The sequence below is a fragment of the Carboxylicivirga taeanensis genome (genome assembly GCF_051851475.1).
In the GTDB taxonomy this organism is placed as follows: domain Bacteria; phylum Bacteroidota; class Bacteroidia; order Bacteroidales; family Marinilabiliaceae; genus Carboxylicivirga; species Carboxylicivirga taeanensis.
The window spans coordinates 670,961-686,257 of record NZ_JBPUSJ010000001.1; the positions used below are offsets into that span (position 1 = coordinate 670,961).

Below are 15,297 nucleotides of genomic sequence, written 5' to 3' on the forward strand. Positions count from 1 at the left end.
TAAATTACTCCTCCCCAATAAAAATATACACATCAACTACTATCAGGGGTATTTCATTGTAGATAGCCACTTTTTTAGATGAGGACTCATAAAATAATAGGGGCATCATCAATAAAACACCTTTTAACATACTTTTACATCCATTTTTAAAGGGGTACTATAAAATAACTCGTCCTAATGTTTTTTAAAATATTAACTGTAAGTTAATTACACTTTATATTTTTTTTAATTAGGAGTTTGATGTACTACTTTTTTGTCTATATTTAACACGAGAAAGTTAAGCCCTTTCCCTTAAATCAGATAAAATCCAGATGAAAAAAGGCTCGGTAATCCAATCGGGCCTTTTTACGTTTTTCAGAACATTCCCCTTCACTTCCATGTTACTTTTCTTGTCGCAGCTATTGCTATATTAAATCTTCATTTTATAAATCCAGCGCACGATATGAAAGAGATGTGGAATGAACGGTATGCTTCTGATGAATATTTCTACGGAGCGGCTCCCAATGACTTGTTTAAAACATTTATCGATTCTAACCCACCAGGAAAGCTTTTATTACCGGCCGAAGGAGAAGGCCGGAATGCGGTATATGCTGCCACAAAAGGGTGGGAGGTAACTGCAGTTGACTCCAGCGAAGAAGCGGGCAAAAAAGCACTCAATTTAGCCAAAACGAAAGGAGTCAATATTCAGTACCTGATTGGAGATGTTCAAAACATCCAATTAGACGCCTCTGCGTTTGATTACATTGCATGTGTATTTCTACACCTGCCGCCCAATGAACTGACGGCTATTTACAGGCGTCTAACGGAAAGCCTAAAACCTAATGGCAAACTGCTGATTATTGGCTTTAACAAAAAGCAGCTAACCCATTCAAGTGGTGGTCCAAAAAACGAAGAGTGGCTTTTTTCAGCCGAAATAATTGCTGTGCAATTTGAAGGCCATCACCTTCTGCAATGCAGAGATTTCACGGCCTATTTAAACGAAGGGAAAGGCCATTCTGGCAAAGCAGAGCTCACAGTTGCAGAAATACAAGTTATCAAATAAACACAAAAAAAGAGGCTATCGTAAAAGACAGCCTCTTATTTTATACTTATGCTATTTCCTATTGCGGATTCACTTCGGCCAATGCTTCAGTAACGTTAATTACATAATCGGCAAGCTTTTCACATTCAGAAAATAAATCGTTGAAAATAATACCTGCTTCGTAAGTATACACCCCGTTTTTAATGTTATCCAAATGCTCCACCTTTAGCTGGTTACGGTAGTTATTAATCTCATCTTCCAGCTGCTGCGCCTTGGTAATGTGTATATCATCATCTGAATCATCCAGGTTACTAATCATTACCTGCAATGATGCATCCACCAGGTTAAACATTAAATCCAGCTTCTTTAATATCTCATCGTTGAACGTAACATTCGCATTGCGCATACGGTTGATGGTTTTAGCCAAATTAAAGTTACAATCACCAATACTCTCCAAATCATCAACCAGTTTTAGCATCGAGCGGACGCGCTTACGCCCAATATCACTTAATTTACCCTGATTAACCTGCGACAAGTAATTAGCTATTTCCACTTCAATTTTATCGCAAATACCTTCATATTTTTCTATGCGGGCAAACTGCTTACTAAACTTACTGTCCTTATCCTGAACCATCAGCTTACGGATAAATCCAAACATTTTCTGGCTATGTTTACCAAATGAGTGAACTTCTTTCCTTGCTTGCAGAATGGATAGTTCGGAGGTGGAAAGCATACCCGTAGTTATGAATTTCAATCGAAACTCTTCTTCTTCCAATTCCGATGTTGGCACCATCCGCTTGACAACCTTTTCAAAAACAGGCACAAACCAAATAAACAACAGTACATTGATGACATTAAATGTAGTGTGGAAAATAGATAATGCCGTTGGTACCGCTGCCGCAGATTCGGTTGGCGAAATACCTCCGTTGTTTATGGATACAAAGTGATCAATGGCATTCACATACCAGGGGAACACTATTAGCATCCAGGTCACTCCCAATAAATTGAAGAGCAAATGAACACGAGCTGCCCGCTTGGCTGATACATTACCTACTGCCGCGGCAATATTAGCGGTAATAGTCGTTCCAATGTTTTCGCCCATAACCATGGCTGCAGCCAAATGAAACGGTATCCATCCCTGATTACACATCACAAATGTCAGTGCCATTGTTGCACTCGATGATTGAATAACCACCGTTAAAACGGTACCTATCAGCAGGAAGATTAAGGTTGAACCAAAGCCGAGTTGGGTGTAATTCTGAAGAAAACTTAGCACTTCAGGGCTCTCTTTAATATTTGGAACCGAACCTTTCAGGTACTCTAAACCTAAAAATAACAAGGCAAAGCCAACCATAAACTCACCCCACGAGCGGCGGGAAGAATTTTTTGAAAAAATAAGTGGTAAGCCCAAGCCAATCATGGGCAGGGCATAGGCGCTGATTTTCACTTTAAAACCCAGTAAGGTAATCATCCATCCGGTGATGGTTGTTCCGATATTGGCCCCCATTATTACGCCAATGGATTCAACTAAAGACATCAGGCCAGCATTCACAAAGCTAACAACCATTACAGTAGTAGCAGAAGAAGATTGGATGATGGCTGTTACCAAAAAGCCGGTTAATACGCCTAAAAATCGGTTGGATGTCATGGCTGATAAAATCTTACGCATTCGCGATCCAGCCACTTTCTGTAAGGCCTCACTCATCATTTTCATCCCAAAGAGGAATAATCCCAATGAGCCAATTAGTGTAAGGAATTCAAAAAATGAATAATTCATAATAAAAAGCTGTGTAAAGGCATTAAGCCTCTGCATTTTGATTAATGATTCTCTATCTCAATTCGAGCCCAAAGATGTAATTTTTTTTAACTATTAAGATTGAATTAATAATGAAATAATGATTTTTTAACATTCTAACATTCTCTTTAGAATATTTCTAAATTTTCTGGAAGAACCAGACCCAAAAATAGACGCTAAATTGGTGATTATATACTAATTTGAACCTGTGACTACCTCCTGTAACAGATAAGTGCCGTTATTTTGCTTTTGATGAATAATAAAGTTTAAAATTATGACCAGACAAGCTGTATTTTTACTTGCCGCAATTACATGTTTCATACACGGGTGCTCACAAACGCCTAACAAGGTTAAGGACCGCCTGACCTCTTATGTCAATCCATTTATGGGTACAGACGGCCCGGGAAATACTTACCCTGGAGCAACGGTTCCTTTTGGCATGGTGCAGTTAAGCCCCGATCACGGACTATCGGGTTGGGACAGAATTGCAGGCTATTTCTATCCGGATACCATCATTACAGGATTTAGTCACATGCACCTAACAGGTACAGGGGCAGGCGATTTATATGATATTCTTTTGAGTCCGGTTAACTCGAAAGCTACCAAAACCATTAAAGAAAATGGCAACCGACCATACAGCACATTTAGCCACGATAATGAACATGCCGAACCCGGCTACTATCAGGTATATCTGCAAGATTATGGTATTAATGCCGAACTAACAGCCACCCAACGTACGGGAATCCATCAGTATACATTCCCTCAGGATGAGCAGTCGGGTTTCATAATAGATTTGGGTTATGCGCTTAATTGGGATGCCCCCACCGAAACCTACATTAAAGTATTGGATAACAACACCATCGAAGGCTATCGTTTCTCATCGGGTTGGGCCAGCGATCAGCGCGTATTCTTTACAGCTAAATTTTCAAAACCGTTTGAAACAGCCGAACTGTTCAACGATAACGCACTAAGCAGCCACCCCTCAGTAAAGGGCAAAAACACAAAAATCATCGTGCGCTTTGCCACTGAAGAGCAGGAAAAAGTACTGGTTAAATTAGGATTTTCATCGGCCAGCAATGCGGGATCAGGCAAAAGTCTCATCGCCGAAGCTCCTCATAATAATTTTGATGCCTATCGACAGCAGGCCTCTGATGTATGGGAGAGTGAGCTATCCAAAATAACCATTGAAAGTCATAACATCACCTGGAAGGAAAAATTTTATACCACCCTATACCAATCCATGCTGGCACCAACCCTGTTGAGTGATACAGATGGTCAATACAAGGGAGCAGATGGACAATACCATACAGCTAAAGACTACAATAAATACGATACTTTTTCTCTTTGGGACACCTTTAGAGCTGCCCATCCTTTATACACCATTATGCACCCGGATCGGGTGAAGGACTTTGTAAGCAGCTTTTTAAGCCACTATAAAGAAACCGGGCTTACACCTGTTTGGTCGATGCATGGCAACGAAACCAATATGATGATTGGTTACCATGCCATCCCCGTAATTGTTGATGCGTATTTCAAAGGCCTGCTTAATGATTTTGACAGTGAACTCTTATTCGAAGCCTGCAAATCGAATGCAATGAGTGATGAACATGGGATTAAAGAATACAGAGAATTAGGCTATGTTCCTGTTTCTTATGACCATGAAAACTGGTCGGTTTCCAAAACCGTTGAATATGCCTACGATGACTGGTGCATAGCACAATTAGCGAAAGCACTCAATAAATCGGAAGAGCATAACTATTTTATGAATCGCGCAGCTAACTGGCAGCACCATTACGATTCTGAATCATCGTTTTTACGCCCAAAACATGCCGATGGTAGTTTTCTTATAGACTTTGTTGCCAAAGACTACACCGATCATTTTTGCGAAAGTAATGCGTGGCACTATTTCTGGTTTGTTCCGCATAACATTCAGGGACTGGTTGATATTACGGGCGGCGCGCAACGTTTTGAAGAGAAGCTGGACAGCATGTTTACCTATCACCCCAAGGAAGATGACCAGCTTCCTATTTTCAGTACCGGCATGATCGGGCAATATGCGCATGGCAACGAGCCCAGCCACCATGTAGGTTACCTGTATAATTACCTCGGCAAACCATGGAAAACACAAGAGCGCATTCGTCAAATCATGGAAACACAATATGCGCCTACACCCAATGGTCATTGTGGAAACGAAGATTGCGGGCAAATGTCCTCGTGGTACATCCTTAGTTCATTAGGATTCTATCCTGTTAATCCGGCAGATGGTATTTATGTTTTTGGTACTCCTTTATGGCAGAAAGCCACACTTCAACTTCCTGATGATAAAGAACTAATCATCAACTACGAAAATGCCTCGCCAGCAAATAAATATATTCAAAAAGTATTTTTGAACGGCCAAGAACTCAAGCGCTCATACATTCATCACCACGAACTGATGAATGGGGGTAAAATAGAGTTTATTATGCAGGATACACCAAATAAACAACTTTGGACCACACCTGCTTCATATCCGCCCTCTTCAACAAAATAAAAAAACAGCACAGTGAAATAGAAGGTCTTTCCATTTCACTGTGCTATTTTTTAAAGCACAATGGCAAGCGTAACAATTGACAATATAACTACCTGTAAAATTAAGAACCTCACAGGTATATCAATACCCTTCATCCATTCTCGTACTGTCAGTAAACTTCGAGTCATCATAGTTTCTTTTTTTAGCTAAAAAACTTAGCAATTCATTACTATTACAACTCCCGATTCAATACTTCTAGACGCAGGCAAAGGTATTAAAGTTGCGTCTATTAGCATTATTTTTACAAAAAAATACCCTAACCTTAATAACGAACTGATTCCCTGTTTATTATATAATAAATAAAAAATCAATCGTTTTTAGTGTTTGAAATTCGGAGTAAATTCTCTTTATTTGTAAACGATGAATGACAATTTATTTCATATTTCTACTACCAGCTTAAAAGCAACCACAGCTTTTAACTCCACTTGTCATATGATGATGTGTATGATGATGGCACGCTAAGTGTTACAACGCATCGTATCTGAAAATCAAATCCCATATTTAGTACAGACCGGTGCGTTGAGCACAGGTAGTGGTTTAAAAATTAACATTAACCATAAAAACTAAATATTATGTCTGATTTTCACTTTGAAACACTACAACTTCATGCCGGACATGACGTTGACGAAACCACCCTTTCAAGAGCTGTACCTATCTATCAAACAAGCTCTTACCTATTTAAAGATTCGGAACATGCCGCCAACCTGTTTGGGCTTAAAGAGTTTGGAAATATTTACACCCGTATTATGAATCCAACGACCGATGTGCTTGAAAAACGCATGGCTGCGCTGGAGGGTGGAGTAGGCGCACTGGCGGTTTCATCGGGGCAAGCTGCCCAATTTATCGCACTGACCAACTTTTTAGAGGCCGGCGACAACTTTGTTTCTACTTCTTATTTGTACGGAGGTACCTATAACCAGTTTAAAGTGCAGTTTAAGCGTTTAGGCATCGGCGTAAAATTTGTACAAGGAGACAATCCGGCAGATTTTCAGGCGGCCATCGACGAAAATACAAAGGCGATATACATCGAAACCATTGGTAATCCACAATTTAACATCCCTGATTTTGAGGCGATAGCTAAAATTGCGCAGGATAACGAAATACCTCTGGTAGTTGATAACACATTTGGAGCAGGCGGTTACTTATTCAGACCATTAGAGCATGGTGCCAATATTGTGGTTGAGTCGGCCACCAAATGGATAGGCGGACATGGAACCAGTATTGGTGGTGTTATTGTCGACGGCGGTAATTTTAACTGGGGCAATGGTAAGTTTTCCTCATTTACAGAACCATCTGAGGGGTATCATGGCTTAAAGTATTGGGATGTTTTTGGCGCAGAAAGTCAGTTTGGTAACATCGCTTTTATTACACGCGCACGGGTTGAAGGGCTACGTGACTATGGTTCTGCATTAAGTCCATTTAACGCCTTCCTGCTTATACAGGGCCTTGAAACCCTTTCACTTAGAGTAGAGCGCCATGTAAGCAATGCACTGGAAATTGCTAAATGGCTGGAGCAGCACCCGCAGGTTGAATACGTAAAATATCCGGGTCTGGAATCAAGTCCGTATCATGAATTGGCTAAAAAATACTTGAAAAGAGGATTTGGTGGCGTAATGAGTTTCAAAATAAAAGGCGGGACCGAAGCAGGTGATAAATTTATTAACAGCCTGTCGTTAATCAGTCACCTTGCCAATATAGGTGATGCCAAATCACTGATTATACATCCGAGCTCAACCACTCACGAACAATTAAGTCTGAAAGAACAAAAAGCCTCCGGTGTTGAACCTGGTTTATTAAGGTTATCGGTTGGTATCGAACATATCGATGATATTAAAGCAGACCTGGAAGCTGGATTTAATAACCTATAGAAGCATTGCCATCCGATGCTAAGGCAGCATTGGATGGTTATCTTTTTACTGTATTTTTGCAAGGCAAAATATTAAACCAACAGACAAACTTTATGGGTTTGTAAAAATAGAAACCATGAAACAAAAACTAAACATTGGTCTTTTTGGCTTTGGAGTAGTCGGGCAGGGACTGTACGATGTACTTAAAACCAGTCCGTCATTTGATTCCGAAATATCAAAAATCTGCGTTAAGAATAAAAAAGAACGCTCCTTACCCGAAGAGTATTTCTGTTATAACGCTGATGATATATTAGAAGATCCTAATATTAATGCGGTCGTTGAACTTATCGATAATGCAGACGAAGCCTATAAAATAGTTAAGAAAGCCCTACAAAAGGGTAAGCACGTTGTTTCTGCCAATAAAAAAATGCTGGCTGAAAATTTAAGCGAAATGATACAGCTACAAAAGGACAATAATGTTTCATTACTGTATGAAGCATCGGCCTGTGGCAGTATACCGGTTATTCGCAGCCTCGAAGAATATTACGACAACGACCTATTACTCTCAGTAACAGGTATATTAAATGGCTCATCCAACTATATTCTCTCCAAAATATTTGACCATAACCAATCGTACGATTCGGCCTTAAAGGATGCACAAAGACTTGGCTTTGCAGAAAGTAACCCCACTTTTGACGTTGAAGGATACGACTCATTATACAAACTTATCATACTTACCCTCCATAGCTTTGGTTCAATTATAAAACCCGACGATGTGCTCACCTATGGCATATCAAATATTTCTGATTTTGATATCCGCTACGCTCGTGAAAAGGGCTACAAAATAAAGTTAGTCGGTCAGGTAGAAAGGCTCGATGGCAATAATATTACCCTGTTTGTTTTACCTCGATTTGTGCGCAAAGACAAATACATCTATAGTGTTGAAGATGAGTTTAATGGTGTAGTAATCAAAGGGAAAGCCTACGACAAACAGTTTATGTTTGGAAAAGGAGCAGGTGCTCATCCGACAGGTTCAGCTGTTTTATCGGACATTACAGCGCTGGCACATAACTATGCGTATGAGTACAAAAAAATGAAATATGCAGAAGATTTCAACTACTCAAAAGAGCACCAGGTGGAACTCTATCTGCGCTATTCGGATGAAAGTGTATTGAATAAATTCAATTTCGAATCCATCACAGAGGAGTACAAAGGACCTGAATACAGCTATAAAATTGGCTTTATAAAACTGGCGGAACTACTTAAAATAAAAGATGAACTGCGTAATTTAGATGTGTTTATTGGCATTACCGGTAAGTCACTCAATTACTAACAGTACTATTAGTTTTCTAACGAATCAATATGCACGGTGGCTTGTATATTGGTTCGTTCTTTTATTATTATCTCGTAATTGGTGGCAATATCGTGTGCCTTTTTAATACTGTAATCGGCCGGCAAACGAATATGAAAAGTCATTTCGGTATGATTGCCATAATGATGCACCAGGAAGTGATGCGGATACAACTCTAAATCGGCCACTTCAACAGCTAACCCAATAATCTCATCCCGTAATTCGTCATCAATTCCTTCGCCCAGCAGGTGACTAATGTTCTCCTTTAAAATAGAATAGGTAGTATAAAACAGCAGGAGCGAAACCAAGATGCCCAAAACACCATCGATCCACCAGTAGTATTGGCCAATAAATATTCCAACCAAAATAACTAACGAAGAAATAGCATCAGAGCGGTGGTGCCAACCATCAGCCACCATTGATTTTGATTTTGTGCGTTGACCTATTCGAATGGAATATTGTGCCATCACCTCTTTAACCACTAAAGACAAGGCGGTAACCACAATAGCGATGGTGCCATACTGCACATCACTGCGACTCTGAAGTTTTAAAATGGATTCTTTTAAAAAGCTAAACCCTATAATTGCCAGAAGCATCCCCACAATAACAGAAGCCAACACTTCAGCCCGACCATGTCCGTAGGGGTGTTCACGATCAGCTGGTTTAGCCGATACCTTCAGACCGATAAGTACGGCAACCGATGAAATACTGTCACTTAAAGTATGCCAGGCATCAGCTATAATAGCTACCGAAGAGCTTACCATACCCGCCCAAAACTTAATAGCAAATAAAAAAATATTTAGAAATATTGAACCATAGGTAGCTAATATGCCTTGCTTATTTTCCATTACCACTTCATTTTGTGTTGAACTAATTTATCCAATGAATTTTATCTTTCTAACCGACATAAAAGAAATCTGAAATAATCCGATCAGTAATCATCTTTTTATCGTGCCTTACAGAACAATAGCCCTCAGAAATACGCACGTTATTTTGCCGTAACTGCCGTTCCAGTTCCTTTTCAAAAAAACGAGTAATAACCGAGCTAAATTGAGAAATAAGCTCTACACTAAATCCTTTATTCGTCCTCAATCCCAACATAATCAACTCATTATATCTATCCTCCTCAGTCAACACCTCTTCTTCAGCAATTGAATGGCCGAGGTTCAGATCCTGAATATATTTTCGGACATCGCGCACATTCCAGCTGCGATTTTGTCCATCAAATGAGTGAGCCGACGGACCAAGACCAAGGTATTTTTGCCCACTCCAGTAACTACTGTTATGTTTTGACTCCAGGCCGGGAAGTGCAAAATTGGATATTTCGTAATTATTATATCCAGCTTTTTCTAACTCATCAACTAAATAGGTAAATTGCTCAACGCTTGCCTCCTCCGGCACTTCCTGCAACTTTCCTTTCTTTAAATAGTCGTAATAGAGCGTTCCCTTTTCGAAGGTGAGGTGATAGGCTGAAATATGCTGCACTTTACTCTCAATAGCCAGGCGAACATTTGTTTTCCACTCCTCAAAACTCATATATGGCAGCCCATAAATGAGATCAATACTCATGTTATCAATGCCGTTGTCTTTTGCAATTTGAATGGCGTCTTTGGCTTGAGTAGAATTGTGTCGGCGGTTCATTTGACGTAAATGGGCATCAAAAAAACTCTGAACACCCATGCTCAAGCGGTTCACACCCAAATCAACCAAGCCTTGAATATAAGCAGCGCTCACATCATCAGGATTGACTTCAAGAGTGAGTTCACACAGATCATTTAAATTAAAGTAGTTTTCAAAAGCCTTAAATATCGTTGCCAGTTCAGAAATACTAAGCGTAGAGGGCGTTCCTCCACCAAAGTAAAGGGTTTGAATATTATTTTTTAACAAAAAAGACGCTTTTAAATCTATTTCTTTACAAAGAGCTTTAATATATTCGTCCTTAAATTGTTGATCGGTTGTTTTGTAAAAATCACAATACGAACAGCGTGTGTAACAAAACGGAACATGTATGTAAATGCCTGCCATTGTTAGGATTGTTTCACGTGAAACATTGATAAACAGTACTTTATTAACCGGTTATCAACACTTTTTAAACACCTTTACTTTATTTATTAACAAATCACTACGATGATTTACTATTTTAAAAAATACCACAAAACTTTGAGTGTAATTTTCTTCATCACGCTGCTAAGCCTGATCAATACCTCCAATATCCCAAAAGATACCTTCAAACTACTACCACATTTTGATAAAATTGTTCATTTCCTGATGTATTTTACACTGGGATTTACTTTTATGTTCGAATACTACATTCACCATCACCAAACGCTAACAAAAATTTCGAGTATACTCGTGCTTCCATTAATCTATGGTGGACTAATGGAAGTACTCCAAATGTCAATTACCTCCTACAGAAGTGGCGACTGGTGGGATATGTTAGCCAACGGCAGCGGTATAATTATGGCCTTTTTTGCGGTTCGAGTATTCAGAAACAACGCATTTATAAAAAAATGCATTCTCTATCCACTCAAACAACCCCTTGCTAAAGTTTGATGTAGTGGGATTTATCCTGCATATTGGTCATGATTTTTGCAATGGTTTCTGAAGAGAAAAAATCATACATCTGCTTGCGAATGGCACTGTACTGATCGTGCACCGGACAGGCATACCCTTCCTTATCATTGCTTTTACAAGAGTGCATACCAATCAGACAATTAGTGAATACATCGCTGCCATCAATGATAGAAACAATGTCGAAGAGGGTAATTTCCTCCGCGGGACGGCCAATACTAAAACCTCCATGCGGACCTTTAGTACTCTTAAGTAATTTTTGCTTGGCAAGACTCTGCAATATCTTCCCTAAAAAAGGAGTTGGAATATCCAGGTCTTTAGATATTTGCTTAATCCCTATTTTCTTTCCATCTTCTTCGTTAACAGCCAAATAAATAACTGCTCTGATGGCATACTTACATGTATTTGATAGCATTTTAACTGAGTTTGTGGCTAAGGTAAGAAAATCATTAAAAAACCTTTATCTCTTTTTATTCTTTTTCCACTGTTCGCTAAAGCTTTTTGATGGAAAAGGAGGTAGTTTCTTACCGCCTCTAAAAAGAAAGGGAGAAAGGAAAGCAGCCAGCAATGTTTTGATGCGTCCATGTGCAAAAGACATTAGCAGCCTGTTATTAAGTATCCTATAAAGAATACCATTGGTAGCTTTTACGGTATTAGCTTGATAAACCTGAGCCTTTTGTCGATTATACAGCAGAAGCTTTGTCAAAGGAATTTTAACAGGACACACCTCATTACATTTTCCACAAAGTGAAGAGGCGAAGCTAAGGTGGTTAAAGCTACTGAAGACTTTAAAATGGGGAGAAATAACAGACCCAATGGGACCACTATAGGTGGCATTATAAGTATAACCACCAATATTTTTATACACCGGACAAGCGTTTAGACAGGCACCACAACGAATACACTTCAGCGACTCCTGTAAGTGGGCATCATTGTATAGTTCTGTGCGTTTGTTATCTAAAAGAAATACAACCATCCGCTGTGGACCATCCACTTCGTTAGCCTTTTTAGGTCCAAAAAACAGGTTACTGTAAACGGTTAATTGCTGCCCGGTGCCATGTGCAGCGAGTAAAGGCCAGAATAATGGCAGGTCGTCAATACCAGGTAAAACCTTTTCAATACCAGCAATTACAACATGTAGTTTTGGAAAGGAAGCCGACAAGTAGGCGTTTCCTTCATTTTCAGTAACGGCCACAGCTCCTTCACGGGCACATAAAAAATTAGCACCGGTAATTCCCACATCTGCATTGATAAACTTATCGCGTAACAAGTTTCTAACAAAGGCTGTTAATTCCTCAGCACTTAAATCTGGGTCGGTCTTAAATTGTTGGTTGAACAGTTTAGCAATGTCCTGTTTGGATTTATGCATTGCCGGCGTTACAATGTGGTAAGGCTTTTCACCGGCCACCTGCACAATGAACTCACCCAAGTCCGTTTCAACAGATTCAATCCCCACCTTTTCCAGATGCTTATTAAGCTCTATTTCTTCGGTTACCATTGATTTACTTTTAACAAGCTGCTGACACTGCTCGCTATTCAATAAATCAATTAGCTGCTCAATCAATTGTTCACTGTTTTCTGCCCAATAAACTTCGGCACCGTTGCTTTGTGCCTTTTTCTCAAATTGCATCAACAAGTCAGGAAGATGCTGCAGCACATACTTTTTAACTGCTGAAGCCCGATTTTTTGCCAGCTCCAAATCGCTGTAGCGCTCTTTCCCTCGATCCACCGCCGCATCATATCGCGACATATTATACCTGATAATACGGCGATGGGTAAGGTCTGGCGCCACACGCGCCGCATCTTTCTTGAAAGTAGTATGCTTACTCAAGCCGGTTTATTTAATAGGTATTTTTTCAATGCGCTTTTGATGACGTCCGCCTTCAAAACGAGTATTAACAAACTTATCCACAATGTTGATAGCTTGTTCAACCGTTACGTAACGACCTGGCACAGTGCATATATTCGCATCATTATGCAGGCGTGCCATTTCAGAGATTTCAACATTCCAACATAAGGCCGCACGAATGCCCTGATGCTTGTTAACGGTCATGTTAATACCATTACCACTTCCGCAAATAGCAATGCCTATTTCGTAGTCTTTATTTTCAACAGCTGTTGCCATAGGGTGCGCATAATCAGCATAATCGGTACTTTCTTCAGAGTAAGTTCCAAAGTCTTTTACCGTTATATTATTACTTTCTAAATACGATTTTATGGCTTCTTTTACCGGAAAACCAGCATGATCAGCTGCCAATGCTATTGATTTGAATATCATGATGTTTTTTTTGCAAAGATAATGATGCTCTGCTCATTTAAAAACATGTTCACAAACCTACAATTACATGTTAAGAACCTGTGAAGTGTCATTAATTACTTTTTAAAAGTTTGAATTGCTTTTATCACTAAAAATTACCATACCAGTATGTATTTGGATAAAGCGTGTTGACAACCAATATTTTTTAATCCCACTTTTGAACCGTTTTTAACTCCGGTTTAAACAGTAACAACAAAAGAAATTATTAAATTTGATGCCTATTAACACTTTGTTGATAGAGTTTAAAAAGTGATTAATATCAATAAATTAACAGATTTTAAACATGTTAATAAGCAGTTAGTATGACTTCCTCTAAATCTCATAACTATTCATACAACGATAAACTGGAATAAATACTAACCTTGCTAACAGGATATCATTATTACTATATTTTTTAAATTTCTTTCTATTATATAAATATGAATATAAAAGATAGTTGGTTGAAAAAAGGATATGTGGACGAAAAGGTTCCAACTAATATCGATATCAAAAAGGAGATATTGCGTTTGAAAGAAGAGAAAGATGCCATTATTATGGCTCACTTCTATCAAACCAACGATATCCAGGATATAGCAGATTTTGTAGGAGACAGTTTAGCATTGGCGCAGGAAGCCGCTAAAACCGATGCCAAAATAATTGTTTTGGCTGGTGTGCATTTTATGGGAGAGACAGCGAAGATACTTTCGCCCGATAAGCTTGTTTTAGTACCCGATTTAAACGCCGGATGTAGTTTAGCTGATAGTTGTCCGCCGGAAGAATTTAAGGCCTTTGTTGAGCGTTATAAGGACCATACTGTATTGACGTATGTAAACACTACTGCCAAAATAAAGGCTTTGTCTGATATTGTGGTAACATCGACCAATGCTAAAACCATTGTTGACAGTTTACCAAAAGAGGAAAAGATTATTTTCGGACCGGATAGAAACCTGGGAAATTATCTAAATAGTATTACCGGGCGCGAGATGGTACTTTGGGACGGAGCCTGTCATGTGCACGAAAAGTTTTCGGTTGAAAAAATAGTTGCCCTTAAAAAGGAGCATCCTGAAGCACTTGTTTTGGCGCACCCCGAATGTAAGAAACCTTTGTTATTGTTGGCCGATTATGTTGGTAGTACGGCAGCTTTGTTAAAGTATTCAACTACCAGTGAAGCCAAAGAATTTATTGTTGCCACTGAGTCGGGCATCATTCATCAGATGCAGAAGCAAAGTCCTGATAAGCTCTTTATTCCTGCGCCGCCAAATGATTCGACCTGTGCCTGCAACGACTGTGAATACATGAAGTTAAATTCGCTCGAGAAGTTGTATAATGCTTTAAAATATGAGTGGCCTTCTATTGATGTAGATGAAAATATCCGCACCGAAGCTGTGAAGCCAATCAACAAGATGCTGGATATTTCGAAGAAAGCTGGTCTTTAAATACTAACCTAACCCCGATGGAAAAGCTCGAACAACCTGTTTCCGTATTACTAGTTGAAGACAATGTACTTAATCAAAAGCTGATTTTTTTAAATCTGTCAAAGTATGGCTTCAAAATAGATATTGCGAACCATGGCAAGGAGGCCCTTGAAAAACTCAATCATAGCCAATATGATCTGGTTTTGATGGACCTGATGATGCCAATAATGGATGGTCTCGAAACAACCATTGCTATACGGGAACGAGAAAAAAATAGTAATGATCATCTACCAATTGTTGGGCTGACGGCAAATACCTATGATGCAGATCGTGAAAAATGCCTGTCGTATGGAATGGATGAATATATGGCTAAGCCCTTCGATTTACACGAGTTTTTCAGAAATCTTAAAAAGTTAAATATAATTTAATAAC

The 15,297-nt window shown here is 39.2% G+C and carries 14 protein-coding genes; 7 read left to right on the forward strand and 7 right to left on the reverse strand.

Features of this window, described 5'->3' with window-relative positions:
- Nucleotides 1–4: 4 nt before the first annotated feature.
- Nucleotides 5–130 carry a hypothetical protein gene (locus ACSX1H_RS02890; protein WP_439182095.1) on the reverse strand — a complete coding sequence of 42 codons (126 nt, stop codon included), beginning with the start codon at nucleotides 128–130 and terminating at the stop codon, nucleotides 5–7.
- A gap of 312 nt (nucleotides 131–442) precedes the next feature.
- Here ACSX1H_RS02890 and ACSX1H_RS02895 point away from each other — a divergent pair, with 312 nt between their 5' ends.
- Complete coding sequence (locus tag ACSX1H_RS02895; RefSeq protein WP_439182096.1) at nucleotides 443–1,042, forward strand: class I SAM-dependent methyltransferase; 600 nt, start codon at nucleotides 443–445, stop codon at nucleotides 1,040–1,042.
- A gap of 58 nt (nucleotides 1,043–1,100) precedes the next feature.
- On the opposite strand, the gene ACSX1H_RS02900 is transcribed toward ACSX1H_RS02895, so the two are convergent.
- Complete coding sequence (locus tag ACSX1H_RS02900) at nucleotides 1,101–2,798, reverse strand: Na/Pi cotransporter family protein (RefSeq protein ID WP_439182097.1); 1,698 nt, start codon at nucleotides 2,796–2,798, stop codon at nucleotides 1,101–1,103.
- A gap of 292 nt (nucleotides 2,799–3,090) precedes the next feature.
- Between ACSX1H_RS02900 and ACSX1H_RS02905 the strand changes: the two genes are divergently transcribed.
- The 3 genes from ACSX1H_RS02905 to ACSX1H_RS02915 all read left to right on the forward strand — a co-directional run bounded on the left by ACSX1H_RS02905 (nucleotide 3,091) and on the right by ACSX1H_RS02915 (nucleotide 8,565).
- A complete protein-coding gene (locus ACSX1H_RS02905) occupies nucleotides 3,091–5,346 on the forward strand; it encodes a GH92 family glycosyl hydrolase (RefSeq protein WP_439182099.1) in 2,256 nt (751 codons plus the stop codon).
- A 611-nt stretch (nucleotides 5,347–5,957) separates the two neighbouring features.
- The gene (locus ACSX1H_RS02910) at nucleotides 5,958–7,253 is read left to right on the forward strand and encodes an O-acetylhomoserine aminocarboxypropyltransferase/cysteine synthase family protein (protein WP_439182101.1); all 1,296 of its coding nucleotides are present in this window, start codon (nucleotides 5,958–5,960) and stop codon (nucleotides 7,251–7,253) included.
- Nucleotides 7,254–7,368: 115 nt separating this feature from the next.
- Nucleotides 7,369–8,565 (forward strand): homoserine dehydrogenase, encoded by a 1,197-nt coding sequence (locus tag ACSX1H_RS02915; protein WP_439182102.1) that lies wholly within the window; start codon nucleotides 7,369–7,371, stop codon nucleotides 8,563–8,565.
- Nucleotides 8,566–8,573: 8 nt separating this feature from the next.
- On the opposite strand, the gene ACSX1H_RS02920 is transcribed toward ACSX1H_RS02915, so the two are convergent.
- Nucleotides 8,574–9,431, reverse strand: a complete 858-nt coding sequence (locus ACSX1H_RS02920) for a cation diffusion facilitator family transporter (RefSeq protein WP_439182103.1) — start codon at nucleotides 9,429–9,431, stop codon at nucleotides 8,574–8,576.
- Between the two features lie 49 nt (nucleotides 9,432–9,480).
- On the reverse strand, nucleotides 9,481–10,608 hold the full coding sequence (gene hemW / locus ACSX1H_RS02925; RefSeq protein ID WP_439182104.1) for a radical SAM family heme chaperone HemW: 1,128 nt from the start codon (nucleotides 10,606–10,608) through the stop codon (nucleotides 9,481–9,483).
- 102 nt (nucleotides 10,609–10,710) lie between these two features.
- Between hemW and ACSX1H_RS02930 the strand changes: the two genes are divergently transcribed.
- Nucleotides 10,711–11,136 (forward strand): VanZ family protein, encoded by a 426-nt coding sequence (locus tag ACSX1H_RS02930; RefSeq protein WP_439182105.1) that lies wholly within the window; start codon nucleotides 10,711–10,713, stop codon nucleotides 11,134–11,136.
- On the opposite strand, the gene ACSX1H_RS02935 is transcribed toward ACSX1H_RS02930, so the two are convergent.
- Genes ACSX1H_RS02935 through rpiB form a run of 3 tightly spaced genes read right to left on the reverse strand, consistent with a single transcriptional unit; the run spans nucleotide 11,126 to nucleotide 13,432 of the window.
- Nucleotides 11,126–11,569 (reverse strand): RrF2 family transcriptional regulator, encoded by a 444-nt coding sequence (locus tag ACSX1H_RS02935; protein WP_439182107.1) that lies wholly within the window; start codon nucleotides 11,567–11,569, stop codon nucleotides 11,126–11,128. The two genes, ACSX1H_RS02930 and ACSX1H_RS02935, sit on opposite strands and share 11 nt — an antisense overlap.
- A 45-nt stretch (nucleotides 11,570–11,614) precedes the next feature.
- Nucleotides 11,615–12,985, reverse strand: a complete 1,371-nt coding sequence (locus tag ACSX1H_RS02940; RefSeq protein WP_439182108.1) for a lactate utilization protein B — start codon at nucleotides 12,983–12,985, stop codon at nucleotides 11,615–11,617.
- A 6-nt stretch (nucleotides 12,986–12,991) separates the two neighbouring features.
- Nucleotides 12,992–13,432: a ribose 5-phosphate isomerase B gene (rpiB, locus tag ACSX1H_RS02945; RefSeq protein ID WP_439182110.1), complete on the reverse strand. Its 441-nt coding sequence runs from the start codon at nucleotides 13,430–13,432 to the stop codon at nucleotides 12,992–12,994.
- Nucleotides 13,433–13,890: 458 nt separating this feature from the next.
- Between rpiB and nadA the strand changes: the two genes are divergently transcribed.
- On the forward strand, nucleotides 13,891–14,886 hold the full coding sequence (gene nadA, locus ACSX1H_RS02950; protein WP_439182111.1) for a quinolinate synthase NadA: 996 nt from the start codon (nucleotides 13,891–13,893) through the stop codon (nucleotides 14,884–14,886).
- Nucleotides 14,887–14,903: 17 nt separating this feature from the next.
- Entirely contained in the window at nucleotides 14,904–15,293 is a 390-nt protein-coding gene (locus ACSX1H_RS02955; RefSeq protein WP_439182112.1) for a response regulator, read from the forward strand.
- Nucleotides 15,294–15,297 lie beyond the last annotated feature (4 nt).